General features: G+C 73.2%; 15 protein-coding genes. 6 read left to right on the forward strand and 9 right to left on the reverse strand.

Features of this window, described 5'->3' with window-relative positions; genetic code table 11:
• Nucleotides 1-556 precede the first annotated feature (556 nt).
• A complete protein-coding gene (locus CLV71_RS23875; protein ID WP_133905089.1) occupies nucleotides 557-2638 on the forward strand; it encodes a helix-turn-helix domain-containing protein in 2082 nt (693 codons plus the stop codon).
• Here CLV71_RS23875 and CLV71_RS50165 read toward each other — a convergent pair.
• The 5 genes from CLV71_RS50165 to CLV71_RS23900 all read right to left on the reverse strand — a co-directional run bounded on the left by CLV71_RS50165 (nucleotide 2635) and on the right by CLV71_RS23900 (nucleotide 8356).
• Entirely contained in the window at nucleotides 2635-4134 is a 1500-nt protein-coding gene (locus CLV71_RS50165; protein ID WP_133905090.1) for a dynamin family protein, read from the reverse strand. The genes CLV71_RS23875 and CLV71_RS50165 overlap by 4 nt on opposite strands.
• A complete protein-coding gene (locus tag CLV71_RS23885; protein ID WP_133905091.1) occupies nucleotides 4131-5975 on the reverse strand; it encodes a dynamin family protein in 1845 nt (614 codons plus the stop codon). Before CLV71_RS23885 ends, CLV71_RS50165 begins: the two co-directional genes overlap by 4 nt.
• A 77-nt stretch (nucleotides 5976-6052) precedes the next feature.
• The gene (locus tag CLV71_RS23890; protein ID WP_133905092.1) at nucleotides 6053-6835 is read right to left on the reverse strand and encodes an IniB N-terminal domain-containing protein; all 783 of its coding nucleotides are present in this window, start codon (nucleotides 6833-6835) and stop codon (nucleotides 6053-6055) included.
• Nucleotides 6836-6837: 2 nt separating this feature from the next.
• On the reverse strand, nucleotides 6838-7659 hold the full coding sequence (locus CLV71_RS23895; RefSeq protein WP_133905093.1) for a hypothetical protein: 822 nt from the start codon (nucleotides 7657-7659) through the stop codon (nucleotides 6838-6840).
• A 196-nt stretch (nucleotides 7660-7855) separates the two neighbouring features.
• Complete coding sequence (locus CLV71_RS23900) at nucleotides 7856-8356, reverse strand: DUF3558 domain-containing protein (protein WP_166664232.1); 501 nt, start codon at nucleotides 8354-8356, stop codon at nucleotides 7856-7858.
• Between the two features lie 102 nt (nucleotides 8357-8458).
• Here CLV71_RS23900 and CLV71_RS23905 point away from each other — a divergent pair, with 102 nt between their 5' ends.
• From CLV71_RS23905 to CLV71_RS23915, 3 genes are all read left to right on the forward strand, one after another.
• Nucleotides 8459-10189: an Hsp70 family protein gene (locus CLV71_RS23905; protein ID WP_133905095.1), complete on the forward strand. Its 1731-nt coding sequence runs from the start codon at nucleotides 8459-8461 to the stop codon at nucleotides 10187-10189.
• Nucleotides 10190-10391: 202 nt separating this feature from the next.
• Complete coding sequence (locus CLV71_RS23910) at nucleotides 10392-10892, forward strand: hypothetical protein (protein WP_133905096.1); 501 nt, start codon at nucleotides 10392-10394, stop codon at nucleotides 10890-10892.
• A gap of 13 nt (nucleotides 10893-10905) precedes the next feature.
• Nucleotides 10906-11892, forward strand: coding sequence for an aldo/keto reductase (locus CLV71_RS23915; RefSeq protein ID WP_133905097.1), 987 nt, complete (start codon nucleotides 10906-10908; stop codon nucleotides 11890-11892).
• A gap of 1 nt (nucleotide 11893) precedes the next feature.
• Here CLV71_RS23915 and CLV71_RS23920 read toward each other — a convergent pair whose 3' ends face one another.
• Entirely contained in the window at nucleotides 11894-12988 is a 1095-nt protein-coding gene (locus CLV71_RS23920) for an endo-1,4-beta-xylanase (RefSeq protein WP_133905098.1), read from the reverse strand.
• A 175-nt stretch (nucleotides 12989-13163) separates the two neighbouring features.
• Here CLV71_RS23920 and CLV71_RS23925 point away from each other — a divergent pair, with 175 nt between their 5' ends.
• A complete protein-coding gene (locus tag CLV71_RS23925) occupies nucleotides 13164-14213 on the forward strand; it encodes an IS701 family transposase (protein ID WP_166664233.1) in 1050 nt (349 codons plus the stop codon).
• Nucleotides 14214-14219: 6 nt separating this feature from the next.
• On the opposite strand, the gene CLV71_RS23930 is transcribed toward CLV71_RS23925, so the two are convergent.
• Together CLV71_RS23930 and CLV71_RS23935 are read right to left on the reverse strand one after the other, a co-directional pair.
• On the reverse strand, nucleotides 14220-14588 hold the full coding sequence (locus tag CLV71_RS23930; RefSeq protein ID WP_166664234.1) for an RCC1 domain-containing protein: 369 nt from the start codon (nucleotides 14586-14588) through the stop codon (nucleotides 14220-14222).
• A gap of 189 nt (nucleotides 14589-14777) precedes the next feature.
• Nucleotides 14778-15656: an alpha/beta fold hydrolase gene (locus CLV71_RS23935; RefSeq protein ID WP_133905100.1), complete on the reverse strand. Its 879-nt coding sequence runs from the start codon at nucleotides 15654-15656 to the stop codon at nucleotides 14778-14780.
• 68 nt (nucleotides 15657-15724) lie between these two features.
• Here CLV71_RS23935 and CLV71_RS23945 point away from each other — a divergent pair, with 68 nt between their 5' ends.
• On the forward strand, nucleotides 15725-19096 hold the full coding sequence (locus CLV71_RS23945; protein WP_424923903.1) for an ATP-binding protein: 3372 nt from the start codon (nucleotides 15725-15727) through the stop codon (nucleotides 19094-19096).
• On the opposite strand, the gene CLV71_RS23950 is transcribed toward CLV71_RS23945, so the two are convergent.
• The gene (locus tag CLV71_RS23950; protein ID WP_243866673.1) at nucleotides 19050-19640 is read right to left on the reverse strand and encodes an SGNH/GDSL hydrolase family protein; all 591 of its coding nucleotides are present in this window, start codon (nucleotides 19638-19640) and stop codon (nucleotides 19050-19052) included. The genes CLV71_RS23945 and CLV71_RS23950 overlap by 47 nt on opposite strands.
• Between the last annotated feature and the right edge of the window lie 85 nt (nucleotides 19641-19725).

Genomic DNA, 19725 nt, shown 5'->3' on the forward strand with positions numbered 1-19725 from the left:
GAGATCGATTACGCCGAACGTGTGAACACGCGGGCCGAAGTTGCAGCTGCACGAGCAGGTGCAACCTCGGCCCGTTTCGCGATCTTGTAATGGTCTACGCTCCGTCACCGACTCCAATAGTGTGGCACTTCCAATGGCGGAGCGGCCCGCACCCGCGGAACCCGCATTCCCCGCTGCGGGCCGGCTCTTCCGCCAGCTCGCGGCCTTCCCTGCCGACGCACTCACCGCCGCCGTCGTCGGACCCGGTGGAACCGGCAAGTCCGCCCTGCTCAGGGCCATCGCCGCGAGCTACGAACGGGCTGGTAGCGCCCCCATTCGCATCCAGCCGGACACCGATCTCACGATCATCGACAACGCCTCGCCAATCCTCGTCGACGACGCCCACCGGCTCGATTCCGCCGCCCTGGAAACGCTCCGGCAGCGGGCAAAAGACCCGGGTACGCGAATGATTGTCACTTACCGTCCGTGGCCGCGGCCCGGTGGACTCTCGGCACTCGGGGCCCTGCTCTCCCGCCACCATTCCCCGATCGTGCTCGGACACCTTGACAAAGACGAGGTGGCAGTACTCGTGGAGCGGCGCGGCAAATGTCAGGCCACTGACGCGCTGGTTGCCGTCGTCCTGGAGCAGTCCGGCGGATCACCGATGTTCGCCGGCCTCGTGACCCAGGCACTGCTCGACACCGGCAGGCTCGACCCGCGCCAACCCGAGCGGTTCCGCCGCCCCAACCGGATCTCCGTGTCACCCGGCCTCGCCGAACGGCTCCGCTACCTGCTGGAAGCCCTCGAACCGCCGATCTACCAGCTCATCGAGGCACTCGCCCTCGGTGCGCCACTTGACGCCGACGTGCTGGCCGAGCTACTCGGCACCGACCCGGCCGGGCTGACCGACACCGTCGAGGCCGCCCGCGCCACCGGCCTGCTCACCGACTCGGGCGAGCTCATCGTGTTCGTCCGCAACCTCATGCTCCGCCTCATGCCCGTGCTGCGCGCCCGCGACATGCAACGACGCCTCGCGGAGATCCAGCTTGGCAACGGCGGTCCCGTCCTCGCCGCGGGACGACGGCTCGCCGACGCCCACGCCACCGGCGCCCGCGCCTCCGAGGTGCTCGCCGCCGCGGCGGACGAGGCGCTCCGCACCTCACCACAGCTCGCGGGCGAACTGTTCGACGCCGCCGTCCGCGCTGGTGGCAGCCCTGTCACCGCCCGGCACGCCCAGGCCGCGGCACTCGCGGGCGACCCGGCCCGCGCACTGCGGCTGGCCGACGAGACGCTCGCCGCCAAGGACACCACGCAGGCCGACCGCCGCCGCGCCGTCGAGGTCACCGCCGCAGTGCTCGCCCAGCGCGGCTTCGCCTGCCGCGCCGCCGAGCTGTACCAGAGGCTCGGCGAGGCCGACGCCATCATCGCCGTGCCCGCCCTGCTCGCGATCGGCCGGCTCGACCGGGCCCGCGCGGTCCTCGCACACGCCCCGGCCAGCGAGCACGACGCCCCGACGCTGACCGCACCCGCCGTGCGCCTGCTCGCCACGGGCCTGCTCGCGACCGTCGACGGCGACCTGCCGACCGCCCTGTCCGACCTGACGAGAGCCGCGGGACTGCTCGAACCGGCGGGGGAGTGCGTGCTGCTGCCCTACAGCCCGGCCGAGATCGCGGCAACTGTCGCGGCACAGTGCGGAGAGACGGCGTTGGCTGACGCGACGCTCGGGCAGGCAGTTGCCGGCAAGGTCGGCGGCGGGCTGGCACAAGCCGGTCTCCTGCTGCTGCACGGCTGGAACGCCCTCGCCCGGGGCACCCTCGACACCGTCCGGGAGGTCCTCGACCGGGTCAACGGGCCGCTCGAGCCCGCCGACGAGGTGCTCGCCGCCGCGCTCGCCGCCGGCCTGGCCCGCCGCACCGACGACACCCCGGCCCTCGCCGAGTCCTTCGCGCGGGCCAGGACCGCACTGATCCGCCACCCGGTCGACCTCTACCTCCTGCGCCCCCTCGGTGAGCTGGCGGTCGCGGCGGCGCTGCTCGGCGAGCCGGCCATGGGCCCGCACCTCGACCGGGCGCACGCTCTCCTCGCTGCCCTCGGCGACCCGCCCCTGTGGGCCGCGCCCCTGCACTGGTCCCTCGTGCACGCGGCGCTGGCCGCGGGCACCCGACCCGAGTCCGCCCCGCTCGAGGCGCTGGCCGCGCGTGCCCCGCACGTCCGGTGTCTGGCCGAGGCCGCGATCTGCTGGCGCAGGGTGGCCGCCGGTGACGTCGACGTGGCGCAGGTGCGTGCGGCGGCGACGGGCCTGCGGCAGGCGAACCTCGACTGGGACGGCGCCCGGCTCGCCGCCGCGGCGGCCAACCGCGCGACGGGGGACCGCAAGGCCACCGCCGACCTCATGGCCTGCGCCAGGGCGCTCGGCGACACCGTGGACCCGGCACCCGCGAGGGAGACCGTGGACGACACCGCGACGCCCCCGCTGAGCGAGCGGGAGCTGGAGGTCGGGCGCCTGGTCCTCGCGGGCCTGACCCACAAGCAGATCGGCGCAAGGCTGTTCATCTCCGCGAAGACCGTGGAGCACCACGTGGCACGCATGAAGACGAGACTCGGCGTCGAGAGCCGCGACGAGCTGTTCAACCGGCTGCGCGTGCTGCTCGCACCCTAGACGGACACTGCTGCGAGGCCCGCGACGATCCCCTCGCAGCTGCGGGCCACCGCCCGGTACACCCGCACCTCCTCCCGGGAGGCGAACGGGTTCTCCGCGCGGCGCCGCCAGCCGTCCAGCTCCGCCAGCGCCACCCGCCGGGCCTGCGCCGCCGGGGTGTCGGGGGTGAGCGCCAACCGGCGGGACACCGCGACGCCCTCGCCGCCGAGCAGTCGTTCCGCCACCCCGGCGTCGGACTCCGGCAGCGCCACGTCGCCACTGCGCAGCGACGACAGCAACCGCAGCTCGACGAACTCGTGCGCACCCGAGGAGATGCGCTCCACCTCCGCGGCGAGCCGCGCCACCGCGTCCGGGTCGGTGCCGGGCACGTCGGCACGCAGCACCCGCTCCACGGCGAGCAACCCGGTACGCGCCTTCAGCAGGTCCCGCCGCTCGGTGAACCGGGCGTGCAGCACCTCACGCAGCTCCGCGATCCCGCTGCCCCGCAACAGCTCCGCCGCGAGCGCGCCCGCGTCGTGGCAGCCCTGCCGGACGTGCATCATCGACAGCCTCAGCCCGTAGAGGCCGAACCGCCCCAGCAGCGCGTGACGGTCCTCCGTGGACAGGGCGGCCAGCGCGGGCACGCGCGACGAGCGCAGGAACCGGGACGTGGACAGCAGCACGTCGTCCATCTCCTCGCGGGGCGACCCGGCGAGTGCGGCCAGCGTGGCGAACTCGTGCTGCCGCAGCGTCTTCCCGGTCGCCGCGAGCAGCCCGGCCACCGGCAGCACGGTCTGGCACAGGCCACGCAGCGCGGGGGAGGTCCGGTAGCGGCGGGCGATGCGCCGCGCCGACAGCATCGCGTCGACGCGGCCGCCACCCACCTCGTCCGCCCGCGACACGACCGCGATCGTGTTCACCGCGCTGGCCCGCGCGACGCCCTGGTCACGGAAGGACTCCAGGAACTCCGCGTCCGCGACGTGCAGGTGGCGCATCAGGTACACCACGGCGTCCGCCTCGGCGGGCCCGTCCTCCTCCGGCGTGAGCAGTGTGAGCGTGCGCCGCGAGGTCGCGGTCGACGTCGACGCGATGCCCGGGGTGTCGATCAGCGTCATGTCCCGCAGGCTCTGCGACGGCCAGTCCACGACCAGCCTGCGCAGCCGCTCGGCGGGCACGCCACGCAGCCGGACCGAGAGTCCCTCCGCGGACCGGTGGACGGCCAGTGGTTCCGGCGGCCCACTGTCCGGATAGGACACCACGCGCGGCGTCGGTCCGTCCCGGTACCAGGTGACGACCCTCGTGCACTCGCCTGCGTCGGTCGGCGCGATCAGCTCGCCGACCAGCCCGTTGAGCAGCGTCGACTTGCCCGCCTTGACCTTGCCCGCGATCGCCACCCGCAGCGGCTCGTCCAGCCGGTCGAGCTGGGCCCGCAGCGCCTCGGCGACCTCCGGCGCCGCCGCGAACACGTCGACGGCCCGCCCCAGCACGCCGCGAACGGCCTCGGTGAGAACGCTCACGACGCCGCCTCCAGTACCCGCCGCCCGCCCGGTGTCAACGCGAGCGCCCTGTCCCGCAGGTCCCCGAGCCTGCGCAGCTCGGCGGGGATCTCCGCCAGCCGGCGTTCACGTTCCTCCTTGGACGACCGCACGGAACGCTCGGCGGAGGCGAGCGACTCCTTCAGCGACCGGTTGGTCTCCTCGGCGCGGTCGGTGTAGTAGTCCCGCAGGTCGCGCTGCACCCGCCGGAGCAGCTCGCGGGAGTCCTTGCCCGCCTGGAAGATCACGTCGTCGGCGTACCGCCGGACCGCGGCCTTCGCGTCGACCTGCCGCTTCGTGTAGACACGCCTGCGCTCGTCGGTGAAACCCTTGCCGCTCAACAGCAGGCCGGCGCCGACCGAGAACGGGTTGATCAGCGGCATCCCCACCAGCGTGCCGAGCATGCCGAACATGAGCACGCCCACATAGCCGCCGCGCAGCCCGGACAGTGCCTTCTGGCCGATGCCGAACGGCTCGCCGATCCGCAGGTCCATCGCGCTCACCCGCTCGAGCGGGTCCTCGGCGTCCGTCCGGATCCTGGGCAGCAGCTCCTGGTCCCCGGAGAAGTGCTCGGCGACCTGGCCCGCGAGCCAGCGTGCGCGTTGGGCCGTCCACAGGAAGTTGGCGGCGACCGCCGCGCTCACCTCCTGCTCGACCCACGCCGCGAGCTGGTCCCACGTCCTGCGCGGGTCGCCGCCCCTGCTCACCTCCTCCTCGGCCTCGCGGACGATGTCACGCATCCGGTCGCGCAGGTCGTAGTCGATGTCGGCGTTCAGGTCGGCGACACCGTCGCTGAGCGTGTGCTGCCAGCGGGCCGACCGCTCCTTCAACGCCACCGCCTGCTGTTTGGCCTCGGTGAGCCTGCGGATCACCTCCGCGGCCGCGTCCGGGTCGGTGAGCCCGGCCTGCTCGGCGAGCAGCGTCGTCGCGAGCTGCTCGGTCACCGCCACCACGTCGTGCGCGGTCGACCGGCGTGCCAGCAGCTCGGCCTGCCCGACGACCCGCTCCCGCAGGTACTCGACCAGCTCGCCGAAGCCGGACTCGCGGTCGGCCTCCTCGTCGTTGTGTTTGACCGCGTGCACCCGCAGCGCGGAGGACACGACCAGCAGGTCCGCCTCGACGCCCGCCCCCGCGAGGTGCCGCCTGTCCAGCTCGGCGATGCGCTGCCACTCGGGGTAGAGGTCCGCCTTGGACAGTACGCAGAGGACGTTCGGGCACATCGCCGTCGCCTGCTTGAGGAACTCCAGCTCCGGCGCGGTGTACTCCTGCGAGGCGTCCGACACGAACAGCACCGCGTCCGCGGACGGCAGCTCGGCCATGGTCGCCGCGCCGTGCACGGAGCTGAGCCCGCCGACGCCGGGGGTGTCCACGATCTCCAGCCCACCCGCGAGCAGTGCGCGCGGGAGGCCGATGTCCGCGTTGCGCCAGCGTTCCCGGTTGCCGGGGTTGCCGGTCTCGCAGAGGTGCCCGGCGAGCTCCTCGATGGGCACCTCGACCCGCGCCACCTTCGCGGCGGCCGGGTCGCCGTCGTCGGACTGCTCCACCACCCGCACGAGCGCGGCGCTCGGCTCGGCCGCGTACCGGACCACGGTCGGCACGGACGTGGCCACGTCGTCGAACACCGGGCACACCGGCGCCTTCACGAGGCCGTTGACCAGAAGGCTCTTTCCCTGCTTGAACTCGCCGACCACGAGAACCCTGACGCGGTCGGTGCGCAGCCTGCCCGCCGTCTGCCGCAGCCGTGCCTCCAGGTCGGGCCGCCGGTAGTGCGCGATCACCTCGAGCGCGGTGTCGACGGTGTCGACGGACTCTGCGCCTCGCATCTGTTTGCCTCCAACGTGTGTGCCGACCGCCCGGGGTGTGTGTGCGGTTACTGGGGCACCCCGGGCGGTCGTGGTGGTCAGCCGGACACCGACGCGTCCGCGTCGAGAGCCTCACTGGCGTCGGCGTCCACCACCGGCCACAGGTCGCCGGACTCGTGCAGCGCGCTGGGCGCGGAGTCGGCGATCGGGTCCGCCTCGGTCGCGACGTCGACGTGCGTGTCGACGAGGTCGTCGTCCGAGACGTTGCCGGAGAACGACCCGTCGACGTCGGTGTCCGTGGACAGGTCGGTCGAGGTGTCGGTCACCGTCGTGTCGTGCGAACCGGTCATGGTGGCGTCGTCGTCGGAGTTCAGCGACGACGTGGTGTCGTCGCCGGTGACGACGCTGTGGTCGATCGAGCCACCCTTGTTGTCCACCCCGTCGTTGTCCTGGTTGAACGAGTCCTGGATCACGGTGATGTCGTTGTCCTCGTTGAAGGAGTCCGTGATCGTGAGGTCGCCCTCGGAGTGGATGCTGACCGTGTCGCGGTCGTCGACCGTGATCACGAGATCGCGGTCGTCGACGTAGTAGATGTTGTACTCGTTGGTCGTCGGCCGGATCGTGAGGTCGTAGTGCCTCGTCAGCACCGAGATCTCACCGACCGGGTCGTCGCCACCCGCGAAGTGCGGGTGGCCCGACCCGTGCACGCCGGCCTGGTCGGCCACCATCGGCCCGGCGTCCCTGATGTCCTCACCGCACGTGCCGTCCAGACCGTACTGGTCGAGGACACCCTCCGGGTCGGCGCGGAAGTCCGACTGGAGGTCCTCGTCGCCCAGCAGGGCCATGAGGAACTCGATGAGCGAGGAGATCGTCGCCGTCATCGCTAGTGGATGTCGACGTCGACGTCGTCGATGTCGAGGTCCAGGTCGAAGCCGTCGTTGTCGAACGTGTTGCCGTTGAACGAGTCCGTGTAGGACGTGTGGTTCGACTGGTCGGTGGTGTTCTGCGTCAGCGTGTCGTTGTAGGAGTCGCGGATGTCCACGTCGTCGTCGGAGTTGAGCGAGTTCGAGATGTCGTCGCCCGCGACCACGCTGTCGGTGATGTGCCCGTGGCTGTTGTCGAGCCCGTCGTTGTCCTGGTTGAACGAGTTCTTGACGACCGTGAAGTCGTTGTCCTCGTTGCCGACGTTCGCGAACGAGTTCGACACGTTGATGTTCTGCGACGCGCCGACGGTGGCGTCCCCACCCGCGCCACCGGCGCCGCCGCTCGCGTCGACCGGCCCGGAGCTGGTGGCGTTCGAGCTGTCGGCGTGCGCACCGGCGTAACCGGACCCGCCCGCGGCCGCGCCACCCGCCGCGCCGACGCCGGAGCCGCTGCCCGCGCCGCCGTCACCGGCGTCGTCCGCCTCGGCGCCGTCGCCACCGTCCCCACCGAACCCGAACGGCCAGCCGCCGAAGCCGCCGAAACCGCCGTCACCGGTCGTGGTCGAGTCGCCGCCCGCGCCGCCGTTGCCGGCGCCGCTGCCGCTGCCACCCGCGCCACCCGCCGCGGGGCCACCGGTCGCGGTGCCGCCGTCGGCGTCGGCGTCGCTGTACCCGAAGCCCAGGCTGCGGCCCTCGCCGCCCGCACCGCCCGCACCACCCGCGGTGCTGGTGTCGACGTCCTGGACGGGCGCCACGTACTGCTGGAAGTTGAAGTTCGCCATCGTTGGTCCTGTTCCTTGTTCAGATGGGCGGAGGAGCTGTTCGTCCCCGACGGAATCCGCCCGGCATGGAACAAAATCTATGGGCCCCTCGCCTTCCGGTAATCGGGGTTTCTCCCTCGTCCCCGGACGGCCGCCGACGGTGGCGTGGCGCGGCCGTTAGGGGATTTGCCCCCAAACGGACGGACCGGTGAAACACCTAACCGGTCGCGGGGAGTCGTTCGATGACGACGGTGAGCAACTCCTGCAGCGCGCTGCACGAGTCGGGCTCGCCCGCGCGCATGGTGGCCACGATGGCCTGGTCCTGCGCCACCCCGACGTCGTAACGGCAGAACTCCCCGCGCGAGGTGAAGGTCTCCAGCGCGGGATAGCCGAGCAGCCGCACCCTGCTGGTGCTCGAGTCGCGGTCCCTCGTCAGGTCGGACAGTCCTTTTCCGCTGGTGAACGCGGTCAGCTGCGCGGAGACGGCGTTCTCGCCGCGCCAGCTGCAGTTCGCCCCCAGCTCGTCGGTGCCGGGCACCCCGGCCGCCAGTCCGAGCGTGCCGCGCGCGGTGTCGTCGAGCAGCACGCACGGGTCGATGCCGACGAGTCCCTTCGGCGTCTCGACCGCGGGTACGGTCGGCTCGGGAGGCTGTTCGCCGGAGCCACAGCCGGCCGCCACGAGCACTGCGGCCGCGGTGACCAGCAGGCGAATAATCACGGGATTTCCCTCCGCCATGTCATTTGTCGTCTTGTCCGGTTTTCTGTAACGTTCGCCGGTCGCTTTACGTCTTCACTAGCAGCGTTTCGCTTGGAGGCGAGGATGGGTTACCGGCTCGGAATCGATTTCGGCACCACCTTCACCGCGGCAGCGGTGCACCGCGACGGTGAGCAGGTGACCGAGCTCGTTCCGTTGGGGGACAACAGGGCGGCGGTTCCGTCCGTCGTGTTCGTGGCACCCGACGGTGGGATGGTGATGGGGGACGCGGCCGCACGACGCGCCGTGACCGACCCCGATCGGGTGATTCGGGAGGTCAAACGCCGCATCGGCGACGAGACCCCGTTACTCATTGGCGGTCTCCCCATCGAGGCACACACGATCGCGGCGTGTTTCGTCCGCTGGGTCGTGGACCGGGTGAGCGAGCGTGAGGGCGCGCGACCCGAGGGGCTGGCGTTGACACACCCGGCCTCGTGGGGCAGGCACAAGTGCGCGTTGTTGACGTCGGCTCTCGTGGAGCAGGGCATCGCCACCGTCCGGCTCGTGCCGGAGCCGGCCGCCGCGGCGTTCGCGTACGCGGCGTCGCGCGACGTGCCGCCCGGTGCCGCGGTCGGGGTGTACGACCTCGGTGGCGGCACCTTCGACGCCGCGATCGTGCGGCGGCTCCCGGACGGCGGGTTCGTCCTCGCCGGACGTCCGGAAGGGATCGAGTCCCTCGGCGGGGTCGACTTCGACGAGGCGGTGTTCGCCCACGTGCGTGCCGCGGTCGGTCCGCAGTGGACGGGGCTGGACTTCGACGACCCCCTCGTGCGGACGGCCGCCGCGGCGTTGCGTCGCGAGTGCACGGAGGCCAAGGAGGGTCTGTCGGCGGACACCGAGGTGACGATCCCGGTGATGCTGCCCGGCGTCAGCATGCGGGTGCGGATGGTCCGCACGGAGCTGGAACAGCTTGTCGCCCCCGCGATAGCGGAGACGGTCGAGGCGTTGCGGCGGGCGTGCGCGTCGGCGGACGTGCGGGCCCAGGACCTGGCCGCGGTGCTGCTGGCGGGCGGGTCGTCGCGGATTCCGCTCGTGGCACAACGGGTGTCGGCCGAGCTGGACCGCCCGGTCACGGTCGACGCCGACCCGAAGTCCGTGGTGGCGAGCGGCGCCGCGCTGTCGATCGCCCCGGTGGTGGTGTCGCCGGTGACCTCACCCGTGCCGGAGCGGACGGTCGTCGTGCCCGCCCCGTCGAGCCGCTGGTCGCGCCGCGGCCTCGCGATCACCGCGGGCATCGCGGCGTGCCTGGTCGCGGTGGTGGCGACGGCGAGCACGGTCGGGTCGGACCTGACCGACAGCGGCACCCCGGTCGGCTCGGCCGACACGTCCGACCTGCCGCGCGAGGTGGTGGACCGCGCCCCGGTCGGCGAGCCCGGCGAGACCGACCCGTGGACGGGTGAGCCGTACCGGGAGACGACGCCCCCCGGCCCGAGGCGCCCCGGCGCCAAGCCCGCGCAGACGACGCCCGAGTCCCTGACACCGGCCCCCACGACCGGCGGCGACCGCGCCGACCAGATCGCGGGTAACCCGCCGCCGACCCAGACGGCGCCCACCACCGGGGCACCGGGCAGCGAGAGCAACCACGACGGGGACATCGTGCGGTCGTCCGACACCCCGTCGCAGACCCCGCCGCCCGTCGGGGAGAGCGACCCGCCGGTGGTCAGCGAGGAGCCGTCGGTGCCGCCGCCGGACGACCCGCCGGTGGACTCCTCCACCGAGCCCCCGCCGCCGCCACCCGAGGACCCGCCGGGTGAGACGACCGGTGAGACGACGGGTGAGACCTCGGAGACGCCGTGAGCGAGGGTCCGCGCCGCCGCACCGCGGCTCGCCCGGCCGGCCGAGCCGTCCAACGGGCACTCGCGGCGGAATGCCGCGGTCGTGCGCGGTCCGGCGGGGAAGGATCGCGCCTGAGGTGTGCTGCGCGAGGGGTCGCCGAGAGTGGCCGCGCCAGGTGGCAGCCGCAGGCCGGGACCGGCCGGGTGCCGGGTCGGGAGGTCTCGTGACCGCGGGTCCGCCGCCTCCCCGGCCCAGCACCGCCCGGTTGTCGGCGCCGCCCGTCGCGGCCCGGCGCGAGGCACCCCGACCGAGGGTCGTCGCGCTGTCCTACTGGCTCTGGTGGGTGGCCGCCCTCGTCGCCGTGGTCACCGTGGTGCTGGCGCTCACCAGGATCGACGCCATGCAGGACGAGCTGGCACGTATCGCCCGCGAAAGCGACCCGGATGCCACCGACGACACCGTCGACCGCGTGGTGGACCTCTCCGTCCTCGTGATCATCGGGGGCGGGATCCTGCTCGGCGTCGTCGGCGCGGTGCTCGCGGTCGGGATGCGGGCCGGGCGCGGCTGGGCACGGGTCACGTTGATAGCGCTCACGCTGCTCGCCGTCGCGTACGCGCTGCTCGTGGTGTCGGCCACCGGCGGTCTCGTGCTGGGGTACGCGGCGGTCACCGTGGTCGCGGCCGTCTGCATGTACCTGCCGGGCGGCAAGCGGTGGTTCGGCTGACTACGCTTGGCCCGTGGAAGATCGAGTACTCGGCAGGACCGGTAGGAACGTCTCGGTGGTCGGCCTCGGCTGCTGGCAGCTCGGCGCGGACTGGGGGCAGGTCGACGACGCGGACGCCCTCGCCGTCCTGCACGCCGCCGTCGACGCCGGGGTCACCTTCCTCGACACGGCCGACGTCTACGGCGACGGTCGCAGCGAGCGGCTGATCAGGCGGTTCCTCGCCGAACGCGCCGCGGACGTCATGGTGGCCACGAAGTGCGGCCGCCGCGCCGACCCGCACGTGCCCGCGGCGTTCACCCCCGAGAACCTGCGTGCGTGGACCGACCGGAGCCGGGCGAACCTCGGCGTCGAGCGGCTGGACCTCGTGCAGCTCCACTGCCCGCCGACGCCGGTCTTCTCCGGCGACGAGGTGTTCGACGCCCTCGACGAGCTGGTCGCCGAGGGCAGCCTGGCCGCGTACGGGGTGTCGGTCGAGACGTGCGACGAGGCGCTCACGGCCATCGCCCGCCCGAACGTCGCGAGCGTGCAGATCATCCTCAACGCCTTCCGCCGCAAGCCACTCGAGCAGGTCCTGCCCGCGGCACGCGCGGCAGGCGTCGGCATCATCGCGAGGGTGCCGCTCGCCAGCGGCCTGCTGTCCGGGAAGTACGACGAGCACACGACCTTCGCCGCCGACGACCACCGCACCTTCAACCGCCACGGCGAGTCGTTCGACGTGGGCGAGACGTTCTCCGGCGTGCCCTACGAGGTGGGGGTCGAGGCCGCGCGGTCACTTGCCGAGGTGGCCGAGGGGCTCGGGGTGTCGACGGCGGCGCTCGCGCTGCGGTGGATCATCGACCAGCCGGGCGTGAGCGTCGTCATCCCTGGCGCCCGCAACGCCGACCAGGCCAGGGCGAACGCGGCGGCCGAACAGCTGGACCCGCTCGCCGAGGACACGCTGGCGGCGATCGAGCGTGTCTACGACGAGCGGGTCCGGGCCCACGTGCACGGTCGCTGGTGACTCAGCGCCTGCCTGCCAGCGCGAGCACCGCCTGCAGCTCGCGGTAGCCGGGCTTCGCGGCGAAGTTCTCGTCCAGCAGGTTGGCCGCGCCCTCGCCGTCGAAGAAGCCGGGCACCCACGAGTACTTGTCCGTGAAACCCCACACCGTGAACGAGTTGCAGCGCTTTGCCAGCAGGCAGCCCTGCAGGAGCACGCTGTAGCCCTGAGCCTGCGCCTGGAGCTTCACGGTGTCGGTCGGCATGAGCATGCGCACGTCGGCCTCGGTGATCGCGGTCTCCAGGCCGAGTGCCTCGAACCGGCCGAGGTTGGTGGCGACGTCGGAGGCGGCGTGTAAGCCGTACTGCACGCCGTAGTGTCCCTGCGCGCCGAAGCCGTGCACGGGAACCCGTTGTGCCAGCAGGTCTTTCACGAGCGCGAGGTAGGCGTCGCTCTTCGCGCTGACGCCCTCGACGTTGTAGTCGTTGAGGAACAGCTTCGCCTTCGGGTCGGCCTGGTGCGCCCAGCGGAAGGCGTCGGCGATGTAACCGGGTCCCAGCTCACGCAGCCACAGCGTGTCGCGCGGCCGGCCGTCGTCGTCGATCACCTCGTTGACGACGTCCCACTGGTAGATGCGGCCGCGGAAGTGTCGTGCCTCGTCGGTGATGTGCTTGCGCAGGATGCCGCGCAGCTCGGTCGCGTCGATGTCGCCCGACTCGACGCCGGAGGTCAGCCATGCGGGCAACTGGTTGTGCCACAGGAGAGTGTGGCCTCGGACCTGCTGGCCGTTCTTCCTCGCGGCGGCGATCAGCTGGTCGGCGGCGGTGAAGTCGAGCTGCCCCCGGACCGGCTCGACGACCTCCCACTTCATCACGTTCTCCGCGGTGATGGAGCTGAACTCGCTGCTGACGCGGGCGCGGTAGGTCGCGTCCGAGGTGTAGGCCGCGTGGTCGACGGCGGTCCCGACCAGCAGATGGCGTCCGGCGAGGTCGCGCAGGGTCCGGTCGGGGGATGAGGCCCCGGCCGCCGGAGCGGGTGAGCCGGCGGCCGGGAGCAGGGAGGCGACGACAAGAGCGCCGGCGAGGAGGCCTGCGGCAGCGACGACACGGGACACCTTCATTGCGGGGCTCCTCGACGACAGTGGCGGGAACAGGGTCGAAAGTTTCGGCGTTTTGTCGGTATCGCGGAGGCAACGTTAAGACGCGATCCGGCTTAGGTCAAGCAGGGAAAGCTGTTGTGCCACCGAAACTTTCAGCCTTGAGCGACCTTTGAACCGCGACCGGGACAGTAGGGGGATGGGGAGGACGACGCTGGACGAGCTGTGCGAGGTGGTGTTCGCATCCCTGCCGCGCGCCGACCAGCGCGCCAGGGGAGCGGCGTACCTGCGGGGGCTCCTGGCCGCGCCCGGCCGCAAGTCGATCAGGAACATCGCGGCGGCCTCGGGTGGGCCCGAACAGGGTCTGCACCACTTCGTCAGCGACTCGACGTGGCCGTGGGTGCCGGTCCGTCGCGCGCTGGCCGGGTTCGTCGCGGCACGGGTCGAGCCGAGTGCGCTGGTGGTGCGGACGATGGTGGTTCCCAAGGCGGGCAAGGAGTCCGTGGGTGTCGGCAGGCGGTTCGACGCGGCGCTCGGGAAGACGTTCAACGCGCAGCAGGCGGTCGGGGTGTGGGTGGCGTCGGAGCGCGTGAGCAGCCCCGTGGCGTGGCGGCTGCACCTGTCCCGGACGTGGCTCGCCGACGACCGCCGCGGCGCGGAGACCGTCGGCGAGTGCGCGGTCGCGGCCCTGCGCGAGGTGCCACGACGGCTCGCGCGGCCGGTGGTGCTCGACGCCCGCGCCACGCCCGCCGCGGCGACCGTGCGGGGCCTGGCACGTGCCGGGGTCGCGTTCGTGGTGCGCGTCGACACCACGCTGCGGCTGTCCGTGCCCGGGCCGGTGCTGCCGGGCCACGAGTCGGTGCCCGCCGACTGGCCGATGGCGGCGGTCAGGGATCTCCGGCGCCGGGTGGGCTGGGTCGACGTGACGGGTGTGCCGCGCACTGTTCTGGCCGCGGTCGTGCCGGTCACGCTGCCGGGAGCAGGTGCGCTGCGCCTGCTCGGGGTCGCGGACAGGGGTGCGTGGCCGGAGGAGCTGTGGCTGACGAATCTCCCCGCACCGCCGGCAACCGTGCTGCGGCTCGCCAGGCTCACCGGACGGGTGGACCACGACCGCGCCGAGATCGCCGACCGGGTCGGCATCCGTGACTACGCCGGAAGGTCCTTCGCCGGGTGGCACCGACACGTCACGCTGGCCTCCGCCGCACACGCGGTCGTGGCCGTGGCGCCCCGGATGCGGCTTGCGTCGTGAGTGTCCTCAGGGGTCGGGCACGAGCGCGAAACCGGTCTGCCAGCCTGCGCCGATCGCACGAACACCCGCCAAGCCTCCAACCGGCACCGGCGACGGCGCGTGGTCGACGACGTCGGCGTTGCCCAGTTCGTCGGTCCGGTCCGAGCCCCACCCCCACACCGAACCGTCGGCCCGCAATGCGTACGCGCCGAAGGCGAAGCCCTCGACCCCGCTCACGTCCGTGAGGCCGGCGACGCGCACCGGCACCCGCGACTCGCACGCCGGCACCTGCCCGCACCCCTCGCCGTTGCCCAGCTGCCCGGCGCCGTTGTCACCCCAGGCCCAGACCGTGCCGTCCCCGCGCAACGCGTAAGCCCCCTTGTCGCGCCCCGCCACCGCCGTTGAACAGGCTGACCTGCCGGTTCGCGCCGACGGCGACGGTGACGAGGTTGGGCCTGGTGTCGCCGGCGGGCACTCACATTCGAGGCGGTCGGCCGGTTGGAGCCCGCAGGCCACGCGGTGACGAAGGTGCTCGCCGTCGCACGTGCGTCGCCCCCGGAGAGCCGCGGACCAGCTGTCACCGTACTACCGATTCCCGGCTTGGCGCGTCAACAGGTCACGCAGGTGTTTGAGCACCTCGGCGGGCGCCTCCTCGGCCATGAAGTGACCGCACGAGACCGTCACGTGGGTGAGGTCGGCCGCCCACGCCTCCCACAGGGCGGTGGCGTCGTAACCCAGCGCCGCGCCCCAGTCCTGCTGCAGCACGGTGACCGGCATGGTGAGCCGGTTTCCGTCGCGCCGGTCCACCTCGTCGTGCTCCACGTCGACCGTCGCCGACGCGCGGTAGTCGGCGACGATCGAGGGCACGGCCGCGCGGGACGCGGCGAGGTAGGCGGCGCGGACGTCCGGCGGGATGGCGTCGGGGTCGCGGGCCCAGAGGTCGAGGAAGTGGCCGAAGAACGCGTCCGGGGCCGAGGAGATCATCGTCTCGGGCAGGCCGGGCGGCTGGGCCATGAGGAAGAGGTGGAACCCGACGGCGGCGGTGGTGCCGCGCAGCACGTCCCACATGTCCAGCGTCGGCAGCACGTCCAGCGACGCCAGGTGGGTGATCCTGTCGGGGTGGTCGAGGCCGGCTCGGATCGCGACGAGGGCGCCCCGGTCGTGCCCGGCGAGCGCGAACGTCTCGTGCCCGAGCGCCGCCGCGACGGCCACCACGTCGGCCGCCATGGTGCGCTTCGAGTAGGTGTCGCCGCTGTCCTCGGGCTTGTCGCTGCCGCCGTAACCCCGCAGGTCGGGGCAGATGACCGTGTGGTCACCGGCCAGGTCGGCGGCGACGTGGCGCCACATCAGGTTGGTCTGGGGGAAGCCGTGGAGGAGCACGACGGGCGAGCCGCTGCCCCCGTGGGCGACGTTCAGCTCGACGCCGCCGTGGCCGGGGACGCGTTCGTTGGTGAAGTTCCGCATGGTGTGAGCGTTGGACCGGGTGATCAGCGGCGGGTCAGCGGTGACGCAGCGAGCTAGGCTGAGCTGCGGTGATCACGTTTCGGGTGCTCGGGCCGCTGGCGGCGTCGGACGAGCGCGGCCAGGTCGACCTGAGGGGACCCCGGCACCGCGCGGTACTGGCGCGGCTGCTGGTCGCGCGCCGCCGGGTCGTGCCGGTCGGGCAGCTGGTGTCCGACCTGTGGCCGGACCCGCCGGGCGGGGCCGTAGGCGCGGTGCAGACGTTCGTGGCGGCGCTGAGGAAGGCACTGGAGCCGGACAGGCCACCGAGGACACCCGCGCGGCTGCTGGTGACGTCGGGTCCCGGCTACGCGTTGCACGCGGAGTCCGTGGACGCATGGGACCTGGAGGCGGCGGTCGGGTCGACGGGGTCGCCGCAGGAGGTCCTGGCGCGGGTGGCCGCGGCGCTGGACTCGTGGCGCGGACCCGCGTACGCCGACTTCGCCGACGAACCGTGGGCACGCGGTGAGATCGCGCGGCTGGACGAGCTGCGGGCGCTGGCGGTGGAGCGGCGGGCGTCGGCGTTGTTGGACGTGGGCCGGGCGGCGGCCGCCGTGCCCGACCTGGAGGCGCACGTGGACGGAAGCCCGCTGCGGGAGGACGCGTGGCGGCTGCTCGCGTTGGCGCGTTACCAGGCGGGCAGGCAGGGTGACGCACTCGAGACGCTGCGCAGGGCCCGCGCGGTGCTCGCCGAGGAGCTGGGGGTGGATCCAGGACCGGCGTTGCGACAGGTGGAGGCGGACATCCTGGCGCAGGCTCCGGCCGTTGCCCCCCACGGGGCGGGGGCTGACCGAAACGCGGACGTGGTGGCACGTGGCGCGGATCCCGGCGCGGGCAGCGGTACGCCCGGCACGCGCGGCGCGGGCACCGGGGGTCTCGCTGCGGACGGCGAGGACCAGGTCATTCGCGGCGCGGGTGTCACGGCGGGCAGGGCAGGGGACGTGGCGGCCCGTGCTGACGTCGTCGCGAGTGGTGCCGATCGCGTCGCAGCGGGTGGTCGCGTGGCTCATGGCGCCGACCTCGGTGCGGACAGCGGGGATCGGGTCGTCGGCGGTGCGGATCCCGTCGCGGGCGACGTGGTTCGAGTCGTGGGTCGTGGGTCGGGTCCTGGGGATCTCGTGGCGCGCAGTGCGGGTCACGAGACGGATGGCACCGACCTCCTCGCTCGTGGCGCCTTGTTCGTTGGCCGTGGCGGGGAGCTCGCCGGGCTCTCCGCTGCCGCGGCCGAGGTCGTCGAGCGGGGGCGGATGGGGCTCGCGCTGGTCGCGGGGGAGGCCGGGGCCGGGAAGACCGCCCTGGCGGAGGCGTTTTCGGCACGTCTCGGCTGGACCACCGCGTGGGGTGACAATCCCGACGACGAGGGCCTGCCCGCCGCGTGGCCGTGGACCCGGATTCTCGACGGACTTCCGCGCACGGCGCCGTCACCCGAAGCGGGTGGCGACCCCGCCGTGGCGAGGTTCCACTGGCACCGGGCCGTCGCCACCTACCTCGCCGGGCACGCCCCGCTGCTGCTCGTGCTCGACGACCTGCACTGGGCGGGCGAGGAAACACTGGCACTGCTGGCCTCCCTGCCCGACACGCCGGGCGCCGTGCTGATCGTCGCGACATACCGGACCACCGACGTCCCCGGCAGGCTCGCCGCCTTCCTCGGGCGGGTCGCGCGGGCCGAGCCCACACGCGTCTACCTCGGCGGCCTGTCCGTCGAGGCCGTGACCACGATGGTCGGCGACCGCGCCGACGCGGCGGCGATCCACCGGCGCAGTGGCGGAAACCCGTTCTTCGTGCGGGAGCTGACCCGGCTGCTGACCGCGGGCGGCGACCTGTCGTCGGTGCCCGCCGGCGTGCGGGACGTGGTGCGCCACCGGCTCGCGACCCTGCCTGCCGACGTCGTGACGGTGCTGCGGCACGCGGCCGTCCTCGGGGCCGACGTCGACCTCGACCTGCTGCCCGGCGACGTGCTCGACGCCCTCGAGGCCGCGACGGAGCGGGGGTTCCTCGTCGAGGCGGGCGCCGGGCGGTTCCGGTTCGCGCACGCTCTCGTCCGGGACACGCTCTACCAGGACCTGTCCCGGTCGCGCCGGGCCCGGTGGCACGCGACCGTCGCCGCCGCGCTCGAACGGTCGCGGCCCGACGACGTCGAGGCGCTCGCCCACCACTACCTCCACGCCGGGGACGCGGCCAGGGGCGTGCCCTACGCCAGGACCGCCGCCGAGCGGGCCGAACGCCGCTTCGCGCCGCACCACGCGGCCAGGCTGTGGCGTGCCGCCCTCGACAGGGTGAGCGCCGACTCGCCCGAACGCCTGGCGTTGCTCATGGGGCTGGTGCGCAACCTCGCGGTGTCCGGGGACCTCGCCGCGGCGCGCAGGCTGCGGGCGGAGGCACTGGACCTGGCCGAGGCGGTGGCCGACCCGTCGCTGACCGCGCGGGTGATCGCGGCGTTCGACGTGCCGGCGAGCTGGCCGGAGTCCGACGACCCGGCGCTGGCCCGCCGGATCGTGTCGCTGACCGAGCGCACGCTGGCTTCGGGGGCACACGCACCCGCGGTCCGCAGCAGACTGCTGTCCACCATCGCGTTGGAGGCACGCAACGCCGGTGGTGAGCGCGCCCACGAGGCGGCCGAGGAGGCGGAGGCCGTCGCGAGAACGCTGGACGACCCGGCGGTGTTGGCGTTCGCGCTGAACGCGCGGTTCATGCAGTCGTTCGCCACTGCGGGCGGTGCGCCGACGCGGCTGCGGATCGGCACGGAGCTGGTCGCGCTGGCGACCCGGCACGCGCTGGTGGCGTTCGAGGTGCTCGGCCACCTGATCGTGATGCAGGCCAACGCCGCGCTGGCCGACGTCACGGCCGCCGACCACCACGCCGACGCGGCCGAGCGGCTGGGTGAGGACTACGAGATCCCACTCGTGAGCGTGCTCATCGACGGGTACCGCGCGATGCGGGCGGGTGACCCGGTGCTGTACCGGGCGGCGGCGACCCGGCTGGCGGGCGCGGGCATGCCGGGCATGTCGGAGGGCATCCTCGGCCTGGCGCTGCTGTGTGAACGTGTCCGACGCGGTGAGCAGGCCGTCGGCGGGGACTTCGGCGCGTACGAGCCGTGGTGTCGGCCCCTGGTCCTGCTGGCGGCGGGTGACGTGGCGGGCGCGCGGGCGGTGGAGGTGCCGCCGTCGCCGAGGGACCTGCTGTTCGAGGCGCGCACGTGCCTGCACGCGCTGTCGGCGATCGAACTCGACGACCGCGAGACGATGACCCGCCTGCACCGCGCGTTGGCGCCTGCTGCCGACGAGGTGGCGGGTGCGGGGAGCGGCCTGGTGACGCTGGGCCCGGTGGCGGACTACCTGGCGAGACTGGCGACGGCGCTCAGCAGGCCGCCGCGAGCACGTGCGGCGCGAGCGCCTGGGCGATGACGGCGTAGCCGGCCGCGGACGGGTGGAACCGATCGGCGGAGAACATCCGCTCGTCGGCGGCGAACCGCGCGAACACGTCTGCCCCGACCTGCGCGACGGTGGCCCCGGCCGTGGTGGCGGCGTCGGCCTGGGCCTGCCCGTAGGCCCGGCTGGCCTGGGAGACCAGCTCCCGGAAGGCGGGCGGCACATGGGTGAGCACCCCCATGTCGGGCGCGGTGACCACGACCACCCGCGCCCCGGCCTCGGCGAGCGCCTCGACGGCGTCACGCAGCAGCTGCGCCCCGACCGGGGGCGGCACCAACCGGGTGAGGTCGTTGGCCCCGACGACGACCAGCGCGAGGTCGACCCCCTCACGCGTGGCCTCCCGCACCTGCGGCGCGAGATCCGCCGACCGCGCCCCGGGCACGGCATGTATCCGAAGCGTGACGTCATGCCCCGCCCCGCGAAGCCGCTCGGCGAGGAGATACCCGATGCTCTGCTCGACGAGCGCACACCCCACCCCGGCGGCGAGCGAGTCCCCGAGCACGTGAAAACGAAGGTTCATCATCATCAGGTTCAACGCCCGGAGGGCTCGTGATGATCCCCGGGCGCTACGCCTTCGGTGAAACCCGGGGGACCGCGGCGGCCGC

This window comes from Actinophytocola oryzae (assembly GCF_004364325.1).
Taxonomy (GTDB): domain Bacteria; phylum Actinomycetota; class Actinomycetes; order Mycobacteriales; family Pseudonocardiaceae; genus Actinophytocola; species Actinophytocola oryzae.

Bases quoted from the DNA above. Each gene is read 5' to 3' on its own strand.
- CLV71_RS23950 (WP_243866673.1), bottom strand. From the start codon at position 19,640: ATGAACCTTCGTTTTCACGTGCTCGGGGACTCGCTCGCCGCCGGGGTG.
- CLV71_RS23925 (WP_166664233.1), top strand. From the start codon at position 13,164: ATGGGGAGGACGACGCTGGACGAGCTGTGCGAGGTGGTGTTCGCATCC.
- CLV71_RS23895 (WP_133905093.1), bottom strand. From the start codon at position 7,659: ATGGCGAACTTCAACTTCCAGCAGTACGTGGCGCCCGTCCAGGACGTC.
- CLV71_RS23935 (WP_133905100.1), bottom strand. From the start codon at position 15,656: ATGCGGAACTTCACCAACGAACGCGTCCCCGGCCACGGCGGCGTCGAG.
- CLV71_RS23890 (WP_133905092.1), bottom strand. From the start codon at position 6,835: ATGACGGCGACGATCTCCTCGCTCATCGAGTTCCTCATGGCCCTGCTG.
- CLV71_RS23905 (WP_133905095.1), top strand. From the start codon at position 8,459: ATGGGTTACCGGCTCGGAATCGATTTCGGCACCACCTTCACCGCGGCA.
- CLV71_RS23885 (WP_133905091.1), bottom strand. From the start codon at position 5,975: ATGCGAGGCGCAGAGTCCGTCGACACCGTCGACACCGCGCTCGAGGTG.
- CLV71_RS23920 (WP_133905098.1), bottom strand. From the start codon at position 12,988: ATGAAGGTGTCCCGTGTCGTCGCTGCCGCAGGCCTCCTCGCCGGCGCT.